This window comes from Bacteroides sp. M10 (assembly GCF_014334015.1).
Taxonomy (GTDB): domain Bacteria; phylum Bacteroidota; class Bacteroidia; order Bacteroidales; family Bacteroidaceae; genus Bacteroides; species Bacteroides intestinigallinarum.
The window spans coordinates 6,170,576-6,190,271 of the sequence record NZ_CP060488.1; the positions used below are offsets into that span (position 1 = coordinate 6,170,576).

Below are 19,696 nucleotides of genomic sequence, written 5' to 3' on the forward strand. Positions count from 1 at the left end.
TATGAATAGAACTATTTCTTTTATTACAAAAATGATGTTTGCGGCTGTCATAGTTATCATGGCTGCATGTTCCTCTGACGACAATGCTACACAAGCATTGACCGTACAAGTGAAAGTATCCATGCCCGAAGGATTCAAGTCCGACATTCTATATACAGGGCACACTGTTACAATGGGTAAATACACTGCCATTACAAACGAAAAAGGTATAGCCACTTTCGAAGGAGTGATTCCCGATTTGTATGACATCTCTACTTCCTGCGAAATCACTGCAGAAGAATATGAAGAAATGACAGGCAACGATCCGCAAAATGAAAATTATGTGATTTCCGGCAGTCTATTGAAATATACTGTCGGCTCGTCAGCAACCATCGAACTTCAAACAAGTATTTCTGCCAAACAATCAATTGTTATCAGCAAAGTTTACTATGCAGGAACCAAAGACAACAATAATAAAAATTATCTGGCAGGAAAGTACATTGAGTTCTTTAATAACTCGGACCAAACCGTTGATATAGCCGGACTTTATTTCGGACTGGTAGAGTCGGAAAGTACTCCTGCATATACGCTTGGCTCCACACCGGAATATATCTACCTAAAGCAGATTTATCGTTTCCCATCTAATGGAGTCACAGAAGTTGCACCGGGAGCCTCGATAATCGTTGCCAATAGTGCCATCGACCATACAGGAAATAATGAAGTAGATTTATCCAAAGCCGACTTTGAAGCTAAAGATACGCAAGGGAAAACAACCAACAATCCTGCAACCCCGGCTGTGGAACTGATATATACAACATTTCCCACAATCAGTAATATGAACCTGGTACAAGGTGGTCCCTGTTCTGTTGTATTATTCAGTACAGATGAAGATGTGACCTCATGGGAAACTGTATACGTTGACGGCAAGGATAAAGGAAGCAAGTTTGTCAAAACCCCTGTAAAATACATAATGGATGGTGTAGAATGTTTGAAAAACAAAAGTACGGGAGTAGATAAAAACACTAAACGTCTTTACAACTACATTGATGCAGGCTATCAATACACGGAGGCTACCACCGGATATACCGGAGAAGTAGTCTACCGCAAAACAGCCAAGACAGAAAACGGGCGCACCATTCTTGCTGATACCAATAACAGCAGTAACGATTTTGCCGTATCAACTGAAATCAAACCGAGGGAATACAAATAATAGAAAACAAAAGAGACTGTGCCCCAAGAACATATAACCTTCCGGTACAGTCTCTTCAACTACTTCACGAAATAATTAAACCAATTCAGAAATGATGATGAACCATCGATATATACTCTTTACCGGTCTGATGGTAACTGCACTGTGCATACATGCCCAAGATATCGAATTACAGACAAAAGAAAAATACGAGTACGCCGATGCTACCCAGTTATGGAGACGTACCCTGAATCCTGCCGGGCTCTCTTTGGATACGCTGACCAACCGGGGAATCAGTTATTTCGAATTCTCTCATCAGCAAGGCACACACTATCGGGTTCAGGACGGTGATGAGCAAAACAAATTATTGTTCACTTCAGAACGATACCAAAAAATTGGGAAATTTCTCTACGGATACGGGCGTTTTACCTTTGACATGGGACGGCAATTCAACCGTTCATGGAGCGACGTATTGCGTAGCCACCACTCCAATCCTTACTTTTCAGGAAGCTCCATCAAAGGAAAGTACGACTTCCAGAACTTCGACCTCTCGGCAGCGTTAGCCACTCTGCCTATCAAAAACTTCACTTTCGGCGCACGACTGGATTATAAAGTAGGAGATCTTTCCCGACTGAAAGACCCCCGTTCACGCACCAATCTGGCAGACTATCAACTGACTCCTGCCGTCACCTACACGTGGAACAAACACTCGCTGGGTCTTAGCGGTTATTACCATCGCAGAAAAGAAAAAATCCCCAACATCACCACCGTACAAACCGATCCGAACCTCAAATACTACACCTTCACCGGAATGGAAAATGCAGATGGTACCACTGGTGGTTACTCCGGTTTTGAACGTGAATTCGTCAACCATGAATTTGGCGGTGAATTGTCTTATCAATATAAGAACGAACGGATTCAAACGCTTACCACCCTTTCATACGCCAAAGGCAACGAAGACGTATGGGGAGACATCAAATATTCACCGGGAAAATATCACACCACCACCTACAACCTGCTTTCTATGAACCGGATCAAATCCGGACGCACAGAACACATCATCGACATTTCCATTAACTATCAGACAGGAAAAGCCGACGAATACCGTCAGGAAAAAATAACAGAAAAAGATCCGGTAACAGGTATCGAATCCTCCTACTGGAACACACTTCTCACGTATGACGAACGTTACACCGTCGATTTACTCAATGCCAATCTGCACTACCGCCTGTTGTGGAGTAATCATCACACCGGAGAAGCCACAGCCTACGCAGGTGCACGCGCCTATTTCCAATCGGTAGAAGATCAATACAATCTTCCGTCTTCATCACTTACAGTCCGCCAGGCAACTATCTGCATGGAAGGCGGATATTCATTCCTGCGCAAAAACAACCGTTCATTATGGATAGAAGCAGAAGCCGGATATCACATTTCGCTATCATCGGACCTGTCACTCAACGATCCGTCCACAGAATACGCCCAAAGTGTGCTTTTACCCGACATGACCTATTATGGAGCATCGTATGCGCACGGAAAACTGCAAATACAATATCAAATGCCTGTAACTATAAAGAAACACACCAACGTGTGGTTCGTCAAAGCCACAGGAGCATATCTGAAGACCGACAAGAAAACCGATTCCAAAATGTTCGGAATAAGTCTCGGACTGTACCATTAACCTTCCTCACCCCACAAAAACCAACCAGATAATTTACACCAATCATGATGAGAATTGCCAATAACAAACTTCGGTTGCTACTCCTGCTGCTCTTTCCCACCCTCCTTTGGGGTAACTCTGCCCCCATGTTTCACATCCGGCAAAACGCCAAAGGATGTTTGGTAGAAATCCCCAAACGATTGATAAACCGGGATTTCCTGTTAGCAGCCCGTGTGATGACCGTCAGTTCTCCCAATAATAAAGTCAAACTTTATGCAGGCCAGCGACTTTATGATCCGGTATGGATACGTTTCAAATATGACAAAGAACAGTTATATCTGTTACGTCCCGACTCCAAAAACTTATGTGAGGACACAACTCATCTTTCATATCCGGCTTATGCGCGCAATGCCATCACTCCCATAGCGGAATCCTGGAAAATAGAACAGGAGACAGACAGCTCGATTGTTGTAAACTGGAGCAAATTTCTTAGTGAGCCCATAGAAGGTGTAGACCCTTTTGGAGGGAAAACGTCACCAGGACGTTCCCTGCCCCAACTCAATAAAATACTTCAGGTAGACGTCCACGAAAAGAACCTGGAAGTCAGCGTACAGTATGGTTTTGAAGGAACCACCCAACCTTTCCTCACTACGATACGGAAATCGCTGTTACTACTGCCAGAGCAACCCATGCAACCACGTATACACGATGCCCGGGTAGGATATGACAATATCCCTAAACGGAAATTCAACTTCGATACTCCCTCAATCGCAGCGGAAAACTACATCACCCGCTTCCGGATTGTCCCCTCTCCTAAAGATGTACGCAGTTATTTGCAAGGCAAACAAGTGAAGCCTCAACAACCCATCGTTTTTTATATAGACGATGCCTTCCCTCCTCTTTGGAAAAAAGCCATACGCAAAGGAATACTGGATTGGAATAAAGCATTCGAAGAGATTGGTTTTAAAGAAGTTATGCAAGCAAAGACATACGCCGAAGCCGGACCGGAGTTCGATCCGAACGATATACGTTTCAACTGTTTCCGATATGTAGTCAGCGATTTCCCGAACGCAATGGGGAAACACTGGGTAGACCCGCGTTCAGGAGAAATTCTGCAAGCAGATGTGTTGTTTCACAGTAATGTCATAGCCTTGCTACGCAAATGGTATTTCCTGCAAACATCAGCCTACCATCCTGCGGCACGCACGAAAACACTACCGGATGACATAACGGCACAATTAATCCGTTACGCCGCCGCCCATGAGATAGGCCACTGCCTCGGACTGGAACATAATTTCAAAGCCTCGTATGCCTATAATACAGAAGACCTGCGCCGTCCGGAATTTACAGAACGTTACGGCACCACCCCGTCCATCATGGATTATGCCCGGTTCAATTATGTCGCCCAACCGGGAGACGGCGTCCGTTACGTATTACCTCCCTTGTTGGGAGTGTACGACCGATACGCCATCCGTATCGGATACGCCTATCTCTCCCGCGAGAACACCCGAACTGTAGCCGGATGGATAGATGAAAAACAAAACGACCCCATGTATCATTGCGGACGCATGGCACCGAGCACTATCCCCACTGATCCTACCGTTCAAACCTCCGATCTCGGCAACGACCCTGTCGCATCGGCAACCTACGGAATCCGCAACCTTCAACAAATATTGACGCAATTGCCGGAATGGAACAAAAAACGTCTGACAGATAACCCGTTTGAGGAGATGCCCGCCACCTATACCGATTTGCAGCAAGCCTATTTCGACCATCTGGAACGTGTGATTCCTTTTATTGGTTTCTCCGATGAAGTATCCGGAAAAGCTGTCGAATTTCTTTGGAAAGAACTGCTTGGCGGATACAACTTCCTACGGACGGATGCCGTATGCAAATATGCCGGCAACCCAACCGAAGCCATCATAAAAGCACAAAAGACAATTATTGAAAAGATGTTTGGCAGAATCATTGCCGAACGAATCTCTTCGAACGAAACACCAGCAGGATTTACCTACGCCCATTATCTGGAAGTCTCTGCCAACTATCTTTTTACGGACAAGACACCGGACATATTCACACGACATTTGCAGGAAAGCTATCTCCAGACCTTGCAATCATTGCTAACAGAAGCACGTACCTCCTCTTTCAGCGTACTCTTCTCCCCGACGGTCAGCGAGCATCTTACCCGCATCCGCGAACAGTTAACAACTAATCCTTCTACCTGGAATAATTATTTAAAAAACAAAATACAATGAAGCTAACTACCATTATTTCCGCCTTCTACCTCTTCTGCCTGTTGTGCATACAGCCCGTGCATGCCGATGGAGGCTTCTGGCTACCTACTCAAATACAAGGAAAAGTACATCAGGCAATGAAAAAACAGGGATTGCGTCTTAGTGAAAAAGACATTTACGACATCAACCAGTCGTGCTTGTCGAATGCTATCCTTTCATTAAGTTATGACAACAGTACATTTTCTCCCTCTGCCAGTGCCTCTTTCATCTCCGGTGAAGGACTGGTATTGACCAACTTCCACTGTGTCGCACGTTATCTCGAACATATCTCCGATGCAAACCACGATTACGTGAAGCATGGCTGCTGGGCTACCCAACGCAGCGAAGAGACTTATCTTCCGAATTTACAGGTCAATCAATTAATCACTATCAAAGACGTAACGACGGAAATCACACAAGATACCGGAAATCTTACCGATCAGGCACTTACCCAAAAGATCAACGAGAACGGGAATAAAATTGTCAAATCCCAAGCCAAAGGTCGCGGTGTAGAAGGAAAAATCTACTCCTTATTTGGTGGCAGACAATACATCCTGGCTGTCTTTCGCTGCTTCAAGGATGTGCGTATCGTAGCCGCTCCCCCCATCTCGATAGGGAAATTCGGAGGCGACACAGACAACTGGCAATGGCCCCGTTACTCCGCCGATTTCGCCATCTTGCGCGTTTATGCCAACGATAAAAACCAACCGGCAGCCTACAACAAGCAGAACCGCCCCTATCAACCCGACGCTCATTTGTCTATCTCTACCAAAGGAGTGAAACCCGATGATTTTGTGATGGTTGCCGGATATCCTGCACAAACAAGGCAATATGTCCCTTCGTTCGCCCTTGAGAAAATTGTATTCAAAGACACGCAAGCAGAAGCAGATATTGCCAAAATCAAGCTCGACTTCTACACACAACGTAAAGAAACGGCTGCCGACTCGCTTTACTCCTACTATAACATTAAGGCCGGAAGTGCTGCTAATGTCTATCTAAAATCAATTGGTGAGATCAGTGGTGTGAAAGAATCCGGCATCATTGCCCGGAAACAGCAGGAGGAACAGGCGATGACAGAATGGATTCTGTCTGATGACACCCGTACGCAACGCTACGGGGCAACATTGCTCGATGATATGAAAGCAAACTACGAACGTCTTACCCAACTGAACTTCACAGACCAGATGTTTCGCGAAGTCGCACTTTACGGTGCCAACGTCATCCCTTTTGCCGGAAAATTTGAAAAACTGGTGCAAATGGAACAAAGAAAAAGCAAGAATGTAAAGACTGCCATGAAAGGAGAAATCCGCAAACTGAAACCGCTTACCGTAGCATTCTATCGTGATTTCAGACCTGAAGACGACAAATATATCATGAAAAAGATGTTGGCTTATTATCTGGATCACGTAGATTCTATTTTCTACTCCACAGCATTGAAAAAGGTAGAAAAGCATTACCCTCAACATCTTTCTGCCTATATAGACAGCCTGTACGATCATTCCCCCCTGCGTAATCAAGAAAGTATGCTCGCACTTCTGGACAGTGTACCGACACAAGGAACAGCTGCACTGTCACAAGATGGGCTGTATCAGTTGTCACTCGGTTTCTATCTGGTGTATGTAGAAAAAATAAACCGTTTGAAACAAGCGTATCAGAATAAAAACATGAAACTCTACTCTTTGTATCTGCAAGCATACGCTGAAAAGAACAAGGGGACACAAATTGCATTTGACGCCAACCGCACCCTGCGTTATTCTACGGGAAAAGTAAAGGCAGCCGTTCCCAGCGAAGGAGTCATCTATACTCCATTTACAACTGTTGACGGAATGCTCAGCCGTCATCGCCTTTATGCCGGAAACAAGGACTTCAATCTGCCGGCACGTTTCGTCAAACTCATCGAACACCGCCAACCCAGTAACTACTTTAGCCAGAAAGTGACACCCACCTGTTGTTTCCTGACAGATGCACATACCACTTCTGGTAGTTCGGGCAGTCCGGTATTGAATGCCAAAGGAGAAGTAGTGGGTATCAACTTCGACCGTATCTGGCAGGGACTTAGTTCCGACTACGAAACTGCAGGCAATGAGAAAAGCCGTAACATCGCGGTAGATATCCGCTATGTATTATGGACTTTGGAGCAATACTCACATTCCCAATACATATTAGACGAATTGGACATTCACTAACTTAGTAAATTCTATATAAAAATGTTATCTCCCAAAACACTAAAATACTTACGTTTAACGCACCGTTATGTATCTTTCATTTGTGCAGGCATCCTGTTTGTCTATCTCCTTTCCGGCTTCCTGCTCAACCACCGGAAAGAATTTACATTCATGAATCAGAAAAAGGAGCGCACAGTGGACTATATATTCCAGCTCCCTGCCAATAAAGACGATTTTACAGAAGCCGATGCACGAAAGATTATCTCCGATCTCTCATGCAATCCTGACCTGTATAACCGTTTCAGCCTCAGTAAAAACAAACTGACCATCTTTGGCAAAGAGCAATTGGTAATCAAGTTGGATGCAACCAGCCAGCAGGCATTTATCAAAGAAATGCATCGTCCCGCTTTCCTAACCGCATTGAATAAGTTACATCGCAATCCGGGTTCTTTATGGACAATAACCTCCGATGCATTCCTCTTACTCATGTTTATTTTGCTCATCACCGGGTTACTGATTGTTCCCGGGAAAAAGGGATTGTGGGGCATCGGCGGAATTCTAACGATAATAGGAATTTTAATACCTATATTGATTTACTGGATGATAGTATAATTTCTTATTTTTATTCATCCGTATGCATCTTTCTGTATTACCTTTCCGTATCGCAGAAAACAAAAAAGGACCTTTATTCAAGGTCCTTTTTAATCACTTCGTCCATTTCTTTTATACGTTTCTCACGGTCTTTAATGGGACCGTCTTTCTTGTCATTCTTAAATGCGTCATCGGCACGGTCGGCAACCTCGCCACTCCATTCCTCAAACTGGTTCTTAGCCGGACGACCATTCGGTTCGATATTTTCTTCGGCTATCGAATCATGCCTGTTAATCATATCATCCATAAGTTCTCATTTTAAAAGTTTATGGCTATAAGACAATACAAACGAAGAAAAGTTTTCTATTTTAATGATTTTTGAAGAAATCAGTCATGTTATTATACTATCAAAGAAACACTCCAGCCCAATCTGTGTCATTCATCCAGATACCTATATAAATTACAGTTACCGGCAACGTCCAGTACATTCAGCTCTTTCAAGCGTTTTTCCACTTTCTTTTGTGAAACCAGCCCAAAATTCCGTAACATATCACGCAATTTCCTAAACCCATATTGAGAAGTGATTTGTAACAGTTCCCGGAGTGTTTTTATATCAGCTTCAGAAATGATCCGCTGCGACCGAATATCGAATTTCAATTCTGTAATAGGAGTATCGAGCAAAGCCTTTATCGCTTTTATATCTTCGGGAATAAAAATTTCCGGATTCGTTTCTTCTGCTTCCCTCATGAGCATATCATTATCAAAGCCATTTTGGCGGGATTTCATTTCATACGCCCGTACTGTTGCTCTAAGGCGGATATTTTCTTCCTTATAAGTCCTAAGGAATCCCGCTTGAGATTTTATTTCCTGTACAAGTCCCTCAAATGCCTTCTGCGCTTGACGATATTTCATGCGTTTCCGGACACTAAAATCCTTAATATTTCCTTGTAAGACGGTATAAAGAAATAGTTGTCGTCTTTCATCATTCCTTATCATTCCGGCAAGCTCCTTTATTATTAGCCGGATCAATGGGGTCAACTCTTTCAGTGATTGAAGTAGAAAAAATTCCTCTTCATTTTCCTTCATCTTCTCATCCATCCGGCGTTTGTGTTCTTCTTCGGAAAGACTGAACCGGATATTTCGTTCAAGACAATCCGTCAGACTGTTTTCATCAAGCATTAGATAATCGCCGATTTCTGAATAAATAATCTCTTGCCTTTCACACCAAGTAATAATACGTCTGGTAGATACCTGATACTTGGCTGCCGCTTCTTCAATACCAATCCATTGTTTTGTTGTCATACCTCGTTTTGTTTTTAGATGTATGCGTCGCAACCAGATATAAAAAAGGTGCGAACGATACATATATTTCCTAGTAGAGGTAGTCGCATACCCATAGATGAAAAATACAGTATGCCCGCACCAGAACTTATATATCGATAGGGATATAAGCTTGGCACGGACATTTGATTTATCATCTATTCGAAAATGCGACTTTCCTACTAATAAATTAAATGTCCTATAAATACAAGTCCGGCTGTCAAAGGTCCGGTCCTTGATTGCAAATATACTTCTTTTTTCTGAAAAGAAAGATAATAAATGACAAGCTTTTTAGTTACAATAGAATTTTATATAAGACAAATAAGTAAACAACTACACGGGAGAATAGTTTCATCGGTGAGAAACTAAAGTTCCATCAGTGTGAAACTATAGTTTCATCAGTAAGAAACTAATAGTTCCAAGCAAGAGAAACTAAAGTTTCAAGGCGATGAAACTGTAGTTTCGAACCGCAAAACCAATAGTTTCAAGGCTTGAAACTATCAGTTACAAGGCAGGTCCCGCCCCGTAAGTACAGGGGTAATAAATAAAATAGCTTATCTGCCTGTGGTTAATACTATTCAGGCAATGAAACTTCATCTGTGATTTTTACTTGATTTGGGTATGCATCTCTACCATACCGCCTTTGCAGTGCGTTTATCTCTTCTTTGCTTTGCAGTGACAGCATTATTGTCGTCACAGTGCTGTCACCATGTTGCTGTCACGCCATTAACTTTTCATAATCAAACAGTTAAGTTACAATCTGTGACAGATGACAGCAAATTTATTTTTTTTAGGTTCTTCGTCAAATTTGGTGGTACTTCTTCTATTGTGAATAAATAATCTTCGCTCTCAGTAGTTTAATTCCTGCCCTATTGTACATCTGTCTTTTTACCGCTTTAATTTTATTCACTGTCCCCTCCAGTAATCCGTTACTGAAGGGGATATCAATAGCTGCCTGTACTGCCTCCCAGTCTTTTTCAATACCATATGCAAAGTTCGTCAGTGGCATATTCCGTGTTGCCTTCGCTTTTTCAATCCACTTTCTAATATCCTTATCATAAGTGTTCCCATTAATCATGTCTCTGAAATTTTGACACACGCTTAAGAGTTCTTTTATCTGTGGTGAGGACTTATACAGTTCCGCTAGTTTAGGATTATCCGATTCTCCCTTTAGAATGTATTTGCGTATCTGATTCTGTGAAACTCTCTGTATTTTACTTCCGTTTTCAATGCTCTCATTATGCTCCTTGATTTCCTTCCTCTTTTGTTGATACCTTTTTCGCAAGCTGGATGTTATCCTTCCAATAAGTGCGCCACTGATTTTACTCCCCATTTTTTGCGCCAATATTTTTCGAGTAATACAGCCCGCACTAATGATTGTAGCCAGTTCGGATACATATTTAAGAGCTGTCTTCTGTTGCTCATTCAAGTATGCCCCTATTCTTCTGTTGTGAATGATCTTATAAATGTAGCGACTTTTCTTACCCAAATGTGTGGCTGTCTGCTCAATGGTCATCCCCTGCATTTTTAAGTTCAAGCTTTCCCTGTATATCTTTAATTTTTCTCTGTGTCGGACATCTCCCATGTTAAATATGTCCTGAAGAATTAACGAAGAAGCCGTGTCTCTGTCAGGATATTCGTATTTGAGCTTTTTCTTGGTCTGACGAATCATTTTCTCTATTTCCGGTATCATCGTGTCCGTCATATTCTTGATTAGATGGAACCGGTCGCAGATTTGTGTAACACCAGGGATTATTCTGTTTATAGCTTCTGTGAAACATCTTCCACGGTCTCTCGTTATATATTGTATTTGAGGATTCCGGATGAGCCAGTTATCAAGTGCTTCTCCGTTTCTATCCTCTAACAAAGCAATAGGTATGTGTGTCATCTGGTCTACGACCACACTCATATAATCCTTACCTTTTTTATAGGCAAAATCATCAATACCTACATAAATACTTTTATTATGCATAGGATTATGTTGTCCGCACTGTTGTAGGATGCGTAAGCAGGAAGAACTACTGGCCGTTATATGGAACAGTTGTAAAAGAGAAGAGGCCTTTCGGGAAGTAAGTTCCAAGCTTATCGATCTGATGCGTTCCTCAACAAGATAGCTCCGTCTACCATACCGACGAGCCAGAAAAGACAACGGTTCGCAGAATATTTTTTGTGGACAAGAAACATTATCACAATAATATTTGCCAACCTTTATGACTAACTCCAAAGTATGACCGTAAACTTCAAGATCCTGAATATGACGGGAGTAGTAACTGTGCAATCGGTGACTGAAATGTCCGCAATAAGGACAGGAAGCCCCCTTGCCAGCCGTATGTAGAAAGACCGTCAATGAGCTAACAGCTTCAGAGATACCATCTTGTTGCAGATTATCGTAGCCAAGACTGAATCTGAAATCATGGAATAATCCCCTATTTGTAGGAGTATTTTCTTTTTTTGATGTATATTTGTACGTTGTAGATATGACTTGTTGCATTGTAACTCTTAATGATGTGGTGTCTTTAAAGTTACTAAAAAGCAAACATATCTACAACTTTTAATAGGATTAAGAAAGAAGAAGACCGGTGAAATAAAAAAGAGATTACCACCAAATTTGACGAAGAACCTTTTTTTATTTATTGGAGAGAGTATAAGTTCAACTTATAAATGCAATATTTCTTTTTTATTAATCGGACTTTAGATGCAAAGTTGCTTATTTATTCCGATAGAGTTGCGGACGGAAAGGAACATAAAGAGTGTAATTACTATCCGCCGGCTTTCCTCCCACCAATGCAGGTGACCATTTCGGCATTCCTTTGACAATGCGGAGAGCCTCCTCTGCAAATTCCGGATGAGTGGAACGTAGAATATGAGGACGAAGGATAACCCCTTCTTTATCAATAGTAAACTCACATAAAGCATAACCCGAAACATTCTTCTCCAAAAGCCCTGACGGATAAACCATTTCACTGGCAATATATTCTTCCGGAGCCATCGCAGAGAAATGAGCAGGTTCCTCCACCTGTCTTCCGGAAAGTGTCTTTGAACGGGAACCCACCGGATAAATTCCGATATACATCGGCCGCTTATAAGCATCCGGCTCTTCCTTGGTACGCTGTTGCAATGCTTTTAATAAAGCAGCAGCCTCCACTGCCAACGTCTGTTCCGAAATATTTTCCCCTCTGGATAACATATAAGCCGACTGACAAACCAACACGAGACGTTCCATCAACGTTCCTTTTTCCGGCGACCATTTACGTCCCATCTGCTCTTTACCTTTGGCATCCGTAGAAGAGAAAAAATAAACAATTCCATCCAAACCAGCCGTAGAACCGTCCAAATCCTGTACCTGTTCTGTCACCAAACGAAAGATAGCCCCTAAAGACTGATATAGGGAAGCACTAATGACAACCGATTTAGTATCCACCGTCACCGTCCCCTTCTCTGCCTGCCAATAAGTACGCGATAATGTGTTCGAAACCAGCGTATAACGTCCATTCCTCTTCTCTACCGACATTGCATACTCCGGCGAAAAGGAAGGGATAGCTGCAAAACGCGCATAAGGCTGTTTCTGGAAGCCCGTATTAAGTAAAGAAAACACACTACGATAATATTCGCCTAACTCGCCTGTATAAGTGGAAAAAGGCTTCACCGGCTCCAAATAGTCAATTTGGGCCGCAAGGCGAAAAGAAAAGGTTAAAAGCAGAAGACAGAAAACAATCTTTTTCATAAGTTGCCGGATTTTCGGTACATATCGGCAACAAAGATACAAATTATTTCGATGGTTCGTGATAAAATTATATCTTTGCACGGTTTTTACTAAGAAACTGAATAACAATACATCAAAAATATGATAGCTAAGATTGAACAACTTCTGAAAGAGGTGGAAGCCTTACACGCCTCCAATGCCGAAGAACTCGAAGCTCTCCGCATCAAATACCTAAGTAAGAAGGGAGCCATTAACGACTTAATGGCAGATTTCCGTAATGTAGCTGCCGAACAGAAAAAAGAAGTCGGCATGAGACTGAATGAACTGAAAACAAAAGCGCAGGACAAAATCAACGCGCTGAAAGAAATGTTTGAAAGTCAGGACAACGATTGTGACGGACTGGATTTGACGCGTTCGGCTTATCCTGTGGAACTCGGTACACGCCACCCGCTCACCATTGTAAAGAACGAAATCATTGATATCTTTGCCCGTCTGGGGTTCAGCATTGCCGAAGGTCCGGAAATTGAAGATGACTGGCACGTATTCTCGGCACTGAACTTTGCCGAAGACCATCCGGCACGCGATATGCAGGATACTTTCTTTATCGAAGCTCATCCGGACGTAGTGTTGCGTACACATACTTCTTCTGTACAGACCCGTGTGATGGAAACTTCACAGCCTCCTATCCGCATCATCTGTCCGGGACGTGTATATCGTAACGAAGCTATCAGCTATCGCGCACACTGTTTCTTCCATCAGGTAGAAGCGCTGTATGTAGATAAAAACGTATCATTCACCGACTTGAAGCAGGTGTTGCTGCTCTTCGCCAAAGAAATGTTCGGTGCTGATACAAAGATCCGTCTGCGTCCGTCTTACTTCCCGTTTACCGAACCAAGTGCGGAAATGGATATCAGCTGTAATATCTGCGGCGGTAAAGGATGTCCGTTCTGTAAACACACCGGCTGGGTAGAAATCCTCGGTTGCGGTATGGTAGACCCGAACGTACTTGAATCAAATGGTATAGACAGCAAAATATACAGCGGTTATGCCCTCGGTATGGGTATCGAGCGTATCACAAACCTGAAATATCAGGTGAAAGACCTCCGTATGTTCTCTGAAAACGATACACGCTTCCTAAAAGAATTCGAAGCGGCATATTAATAATGTGCTAAATTTACCAGTATGCCAATGTTCCCAATGAAACCGTCGGACGGTGATCGGGACATTGGCATATTCATCAACAGACCAATCAGGCCAACGGCGTTGGTTTCCAATCAACGCGAATCGGTCGATTGAACGATCATTCATTATGGCAAAGGATAGACTCATTACTCCCAGTTATTGTTTCATCTTGGCAGCCAACTTCCTGCTATACTTCGGTTTCTGGTTGCTGATTCCTGTTTTGCCGTTCTATTTATCCGAATTCTTCCAGGCTGGAAATTCCACTATCGGCATTGTCCTCTCCTGCTACACGGTGGCAGCTCTCTGTATCCGTCCATTTTCCGGTTATCTGCTCGACACGTTTGCCCGGAAACCTCTTTATCTGTTTGCTTACTTTATCTTTATGATGATGTTCGGCGGATATTTAATTGCCGGTTCCCTTACCTTATTTATTATATTCCGAATCATTCATGGCGTCTCTTTCGGAATGGTCACCGTAGGCGGAAACACGGTAGTAATAGACATTATGCCCTCTTCCCGGCGAGGGGAAGGCTTAGGTTATTACGGGCTTACCAACAACACAGCCATGTCCATCGGACCGATGTTCGGACTGTTTCTGCATGATGCGGGAGTTTCTTTTGCTACGATATTCTGCTATGCATTCGGTTCCTGTATTTTAGGTTTTCTATGCGCAAGTCTGGTTAAAACGCCCTACAAGCCTCCTGTGAAACGGGAGCCGATCTCGCTCGACCGCTTTATCCTGATGAAAGGACTGCCTGCCGGACTTAGTCTGCTGCTGCTTTCCATCCCTTACGGAATGACAACCAATTATGTTGCCATGTACGCCCGCCAAATAGGATTGAACACACAAACCGGATTCTTCTTCACCTTTATGGCAGTCGGTATGGCCATTTCGCGTATCTTTTCAGGAAAACTGGTGGATCGCGGAAAAATAACGCAAGTAATAGCCGCCGGATTATACCTGGTTGTTTTCAGTTTCTTCCTGCTTTCAACTTGTGTATATGTGATTCAATGGAATGATACAGCCTGTACCTTGCTGTTTTTTGGCATTGCATTATTAATGGGTGTCGGGTTTGGAATTATGTTTCCGGCATTTAACACGCTGTTTGTCAACCTCGCCCCCAACAGTCAGCGGGGAACAGCGACTTCCACCTACCTCACTTCCTGGGATGTAGGAATCGGTATCGGTATGCTGACGGGAGGATATATTGCAGAAATAAGTACATTTGATAAGGCTTATCTTTTCGGAGCCTGCCTGACGGTAGTTTCCGCTCTCTATTTCAGACTAAAAGTGACGCCTCATTACCATAAAAACAAGCTACGATGAGAAAGAAAGAACGTTATGAGAAAGTAATCGCCTGGTTTCAGGACAACATACCTGTAGCCGAAACCGAACTGCATTACAACAATCCGTATGAGTTGCTGATCGCTGTTATTCTTTCTGCACAATGTACGGACAAACGGGTGAATATCATCACTCCTCCTTTGTATAAAGATTTTCCGACTCCGGAAGCACTGGCTGCCACTACGCCGGAAGTGATTTTCGAATATATACGAAGCGTGTCTTATCCCAACAACAAAGCCAAACATCTGGTCGGTATGGCAAAGATGCTGGTGAATGACTTCAATAGCGAGGTGCCGGATAATCTGGAAGATCTGATAAAGTTGCCCGGTGTAGGAAGAAAGACTGCCAATGTGATTCAGTCGGTTGTATTCAACAAAGCGGCAATGGCGGTAGATACACACGTGTTCCGTGTCAGCCACCGTATCGGACTGGTGCCGGACAGTTGCACCACCCCGTTCAGCGTGGAAAAAGAACTGGTGAAGAATATTCCGGAAAAGCTCATACCGATTGCCCATCACTGGCTCATCCTGCACGGCCGTTACGTTTGTCAGGCACGTACTCCCAAATGTGACACCTGTGGTTTGCAAATGATGTGCAAATATTTCTGTAACACCTATAAAGTTACAAAAGAGGAACCAAAAGCCAAGAATAAATAACGATTTAATAGCAAAGAACCGAAATAAATAGTAACTTTGCGGTCGTTCTAAAAGAAGAATTTTAAAAACACTTTTAAATAAAAATAGAGTATTATGCAGACAATTGACAAATTCAATTTTGCCGGTAAAAAGGCATTTGTTCGCGTGGACTTCAATGTACCCCTGGACGAAAACTTCAACATTACAGATGACACTCGTATGCGTGCAGCTCTTCCTACTTTGAAGAAGATTCTGGCAGACGGCGGAAGCATCATCATTGGCTCTCACCTGGGCCGTCCGAAAGGCGTTGCCGATAAATTCTCTTTGAAACATATCATCAAGCATCTGTCTGAATTGCTGGGCGTTGAAGTTCAGTTCGCTAACGACTGCATGGGCGAAGAAGCTGCTGTAAAAGCTGCTGCTCTGCAACCGGGAGAAGTGCTGTTGCTCGAAAACCTTCGTTTCTACGCTGAAGAAGAAGGCAAACCAAGAGGTTTGGCAGAAGATGCAACTGACGAAGAAAAAGCTGCTGCTAAGAAAGCAGTAAAAGAAAGCCAGAAAGAATTTACCAAGAAATTGGCTTCTTACGCTGACTGCTACGTAAACGACGCATTCGGTACTGCTCACCGTGCACACGCTTCTACAGCATTGATCGCTAAATATTTCGATGTAAACAACAAGATGTTCGGTTACTTGATGGAAAAAGAAGTGAAAGCTGTTGATAAAGTATTGAACGATATCAAACGTCCGTTCACTGCTATCATGGGCGGTTCTAAAGTTTCTTCTAAAATCGAAATCATCGAGAACCTGTTGAGCAAGGTGGACAACCTTATCATCGCCGGTGGTATGACTTATACATTTACTAAAGCAATGGGTGGTAAAATCGGTATCTCTATCTGTGAGGACGACAAACTTGACCTGGCTTTGGATTTGATTAAGAAAGCAAAAGAAAAAGGTGTAAATCTGGTATTGGCTGTTGACGCTAAGATTGCTGACGCATTCTCTAACGATGCAAATACTAAATTCTGTGCTGTTGACGAAATTCCTGACGGATGGGAAGGTCTTGACATCGGTCCTAAGACTGAAGAAATCTTCGCTAACGTTATCAAAGAATCTAAGACTATTCTTTGGAACGGTCCTACAGGTGTATTCGAATTTGATAACTTCACTCACGGCTCACGTGCAGTAGGTGAAGCAATCGTTGAAGCAACTAAGAACGGCGCATTCTCACTCGTAGGTGGTGGCGACTCTGTAGCTTGTGTTAACAAGTTCGGTTTGGCTAACGGTGTGTCTTATGTTTCAACTGGTGGTGGCGCATTGCTCGAAGCAATCGAAGGAAAAGTTCTTCCGGGTATCGCTGCTATTCAAGAATAAGATAATTGTTAATTTTTACATAGTTAATGTTGACAGGGCAGTTCTTTGTGAAAAGAGTTGCCCTTATTTATAAAAACAGAGTTCCTCTTATTTATAAAAACGAGGTATGAAAAGACCGGTACTATTCTTTTGGTTCATCCTTTTCTTCCTTTACTCTTGTCAGAGTAAGAAAGGAGACAGCTCTTTTTTACCTCTAACCGAACTGCAACCACTTACCCTGGGCATGATGCCTACATTGGACGGACTTCCTTTTCATATAGCCAAAACGCAAGGCATTTACGACTCATTAGGACTGGATTTGACCATTCTTTCATTCAACTCTGCCAACGACCGGGACGCTGCTTTCCAAACCCGAAAAATGGATGGCATGATTACTGACTATCCCAGTGCGGTAGTATTACAAGCTATTCATCATACTGATTTAGGATTCATCCTGAAGAATGATGGTTATTTCTGCTTCATTGTCTCCAAAGAAAGTAATATCAACCAACAGGAACAGCTCAAGGAAAAGAATATCGCGGTGTCGCGCAACACGGTTATCGAATATGCCACCGACCAGCTATTAAGCAAAGCCGGAATCAAACATGCGGAAATAAATATGCCGGAAATCGGCCAGCTTCCTCTCCGCCTGCAAATGTTGCAGTACAATCAGATTGACGCCTCTTTCCTACCCGATCCTGCCGCATCCATCGCCATGAACAGTAAACATCGTTCATTGGTAAGTACGCAAGAGATGGGCATTGATTTCACCGCTACCGCTTTTTCACGAAAAGCGCTCAACGAGAAGAGAGAAGAAATCGAGCTACTCATCACAGGATATAACTTGGGGGTAGATTATATAAAAATGCACCCGCAGAAAGAATGGGAGCAAGTGCTGATAGAGATAGGTGTACCCGAAAATCTGACAGGACTCGTTGCCCTCCCCGGTTATCAAAAAGCAAAACGCCCCTCCGCTGAAGCGATAGACAAGGCTATACACTGGTTGAAAGAAAACCACCGAATACCTCAAACCTACTCTGAAAAGAATCTGATCGACACTACGTTTATCCCCACAGTATCAACCATAATCAAATAACAACTGACTCATGCGAAAAACACTACTCAAACTCTTCACTTTTGTATTATGTATAACAGGTATACAAAATGCCCTTCTTGCACAAGAACAAACACCACTAAATCAGGTTGTCAACACACTGAAAGAACGGATTAGTCTCTCCGGATATGCACAGCTGGGATATACATACGACGATGCAGCGAATCCCGACAATACATTCGACATCAAACGAATTATTTTCATGGCACATGGAAAGATCACCAAACGATGGACTTGCGACTTTATGTATGACTTCTACAATGGTGGTATGCTACTCGAAGTATATACCGATTATCAGTTTCTTCCCGGACTTACGGCACGTATCGGTGAATTCAAAGTTCCTTATACCATAGAAAACGAATTGTCTCCTACTACAGTAGAACTTATCAATTGCTATTCACAGTCTGTCTGCTATCTGGCAGGAGTAAGCGGTAGCGATAAGTGTTACGGAATGACTTCCGGACGGGATATCGGCATGATGCTTCATGGGAAAGTCTTTCGCGACTTCCTGCAATATAAAGTGGCCGTAATGAACGGGCAGGGATTGAATACCAAAGACAAAAACAGCCAGAAAGATGTGGTCGGCAATTTAATGGTTTATCCTCTGAAATGGTTATCCGTAGGTGGTTCGTTCATCCGCGGAACAGGGCACGCCATAGCCGATTCGGAATATACCGGAATCAAAGCGGGAGAAAACTACGCCAAGAAACGTTGGAGTGCAGGAGGTGTTGTCACTACTCCCACTTTTAATCTGCGTACGGAATATCTTGGCGGAAAAGACCGAAGTGTGAAAAGTGAAGGTTTCTATGCAACAGGAAGCGTACGCTTTGCACGAAATTTCGATTTCATCGCTTCGTACGATTATTTCAACCCGAACAAGAGTGCAGATTTCAAACAAAATAACTATATTGCAGGCGTACAATACTGGTTTTATCCCAGATGTCGATTGCAGGCACAATATACCTTTTGTGATAAAAAAGGAGACGGACAGAAAGATTCCAATCTGATACAGGCACAGGTGCAGGTGAGGTTCTAACTCAAGTATTAAGTGTCAAGTATTAAGTATTAATGCGTAATAGTTGAGAACAGACTATCATTCATTCCCATAGGATTATGAATGAAATTATAAATAAGGAATATATTCCTTTTGGAACAAATATTAATCTTATTAATAACAGTAACTAAAAAAA

15 protein-coding genes are annotated in these 19,696 nt (G+C 42.9%); 11 read left to right on the top strand and 4 right to left on the bottom strand.

Translation table 11 applies throughout. The annotated features are described in order from the left end of the window. Position 1 precedes the first annotated feature (1 nt). The 5 genes from H8796_RS23015 (at position 2) to H8796_RS23035 (ending at position 7,875) form a co-directional block, all read left to right on the top strand. Positions 2 to 1,189, top strand: a complete 1,188-nt coding sequence (locus H8796_RS23015) for a DUF4876 domain-containing protein (protein ID WP_117934117.1) — start codon at positions 2 to 4, stop codon at positions 1,187 to 1,189. 91 nt (positions 1,190 to 1,280) lie between these two features. Then, positions 1,281 to 2,846, top strand: a complete 1,566-nt coding sequence (locus H8796_RS23020) for a DUF6850 family outer membrane beta-barrel protein (RefSeq protein WP_117934119.1) — start codon at positions 1,281 to 1,283, stop codon at positions 2,844 to 2,846. 44 nt (positions 2,847 to 2,890) lie between these two features. Beyond that, positions 2,891 to 5,080, top strand: coding sequence for a zinc-dependent metalloprotease (locus H8796_RS23025; protein ID WP_117934121.1), 2,190 nt, complete (start codon positions 2,891 to 2,893; stop codon positions 5,078 to 5,080). Further along, complete coding sequence (locus tag H8796_RS23030; protein WP_117934123.1) at positions 5,077 to 7,284, top strand: S46 family peptidase; 2,208 nt, start codon at positions 5,077 to 5,079, stop codon at positions 7,282 to 7,284. The genes H8796_RS23025 and H8796_RS23030 overlap by 4 nt, the downstream gene beginning before the upstream one ends. Positions 7,285 to 7,305: 21 nt before the next feature. After that, a complete protein-coding gene (locus H8796_RS23035; protein WP_004321502.1) occupies positions 7,306 to 7,875 on the top strand; it encodes a PepSY-associated TM helix domain-containing protein in 570 nt (189 codons plus the stop codon). A 73-nt stretch (positions 7,876 to 7,948) separates the two neighbouring features. On the opposite strand, the gene H8796_RS23040 is transcribed toward H8796_RS23035, so the two are convergent. From H8796_RS23040 to H8796_RS23055, 4 genes are all read right to left on the bottom strand, one after another. Further along, the gene (locus tag H8796_RS23040) at positions 7,949 to 8,161 is read right to left on the bottom strand and encodes a hypothetical protein (RefSeq protein ID WP_117934125.1); all 213 of its coding nucleotides are present in this window, start codon (positions 8,159 to 8,161) and stop codon (positions 7,949 to 7,951) included. A 128-nt stretch (positions 8,162 to 8,289) separates the two neighbouring features. Next, entirely contained in the window at positions 8,290 to 9,156 is an 867-nt protein-coding gene (locus H8796_RS23045) for a hypothetical protein (protein WP_117934127.1), read from the bottom strand. A gap of 841 nt (positions 9,157 to 9,997) precedes the next feature. Next, positions 9,998 to 11,665 carry an ISL3 family transposase gene (locus H8796_RS23050; RefSeq protein ID WP_117938157.1) on the bottom strand — a complete coding sequence of 556 codons (1,668 nt, stop codon included), beginning with the start codon at positions 11,663 to 11,665 and terminating at the stop codon, positions 9,998 to 10,000. Between the two features lie 216 nt (positions 11,666 to 11,881). Beyond that, the gene (locus H8796_RS23055) at positions 11,882 to 12,898 is read right to left on the bottom strand and encodes an energy transducer TonB (RefSeq protein WP_117937416.1); all 1,017 of its coding nucleotides are present in this window, start codon (positions 12,896 to 12,898) and stop codon (positions 11,882 to 11,884) included. A 120-nt stretch (positions 12,899 to 13,018) separates the two neighbouring features. On the opposite strand from H8796_RS23055, the gene pheS reads away from it, so the two are divergent. From pheS to H8796_RS23085, 6 genes are all read left to right on the top strand, one after another. Next, positions 13,019 to 14,038 (top strand): phenylalanine--tRNA ligase subunit alpha, encoded by a 1,020-nt coding sequence (gene pheS / locus H8796_RS23060; protein ID WP_004300862.1) that lies wholly within the window; start codon positions 13,019 to 13,021, stop codon positions 14,036 to 14,038. 148 nt (positions 14,039 to 14,186) lie between these two features. Next, complete coding sequence (locus H8796_RS23065) at positions 14,187 to 15,386, top strand: MFS transporter (protein WP_117937415.1); 1,200 nt, start codon at positions 14,187 to 14,189, stop codon at positions 15,384 to 15,386. Further along, on the top strand, positions 15,383 to 16,060 hold the full coding sequence (nth, locus tag H8796_RS23070; protein ID WP_117937413.1) for an endonuclease III: 678 nt from the start codon (positions 15,383 to 15,385) through the stop codon (positions 16,058 to 16,060). Before H8796_RS23065 ends, nth begins: the two co-directional genes overlap by 4 nt. A 93-nt stretch (positions 16,061 to 16,153) precedes the next feature. After that, on the top strand, positions 16,154 to 17,413 hold the full coding sequence (pgk, locus tag H8796_RS23075; RefSeq protein WP_117937411.1) for a phosphoglycerate kinase: 1,260 nt from the start codon (positions 16,154 to 16,156) through the stop codon (positions 17,411 to 17,413). A gap of 106 nt (positions 17,414 to 17,519) precedes the next feature. Next, entirely contained in the window at positions 17,520 to 18,488 is a 969-nt protein-coding gene (locus H8796_RS23080) for an ABC transporter substrate-binding protein (RefSeq protein ID WP_117937409.1), read from the top strand. Positions 18,489 to 18,498: 10 nt separating this feature from the next. After that, positions 18,499 to 19,542 carry a porin gene (locus H8796_RS23085; protein ID WP_099147592.1) on the top strand — a complete coding sequence of 348 codons (1,044 nt, stop codon included), beginning with the start codon at positions 18,499 to 18,501 and terminating at the stop codon, positions 19,540 to 19,542. Positions 19,543 to 19,696 lie beyond the last annotated feature (154 nt).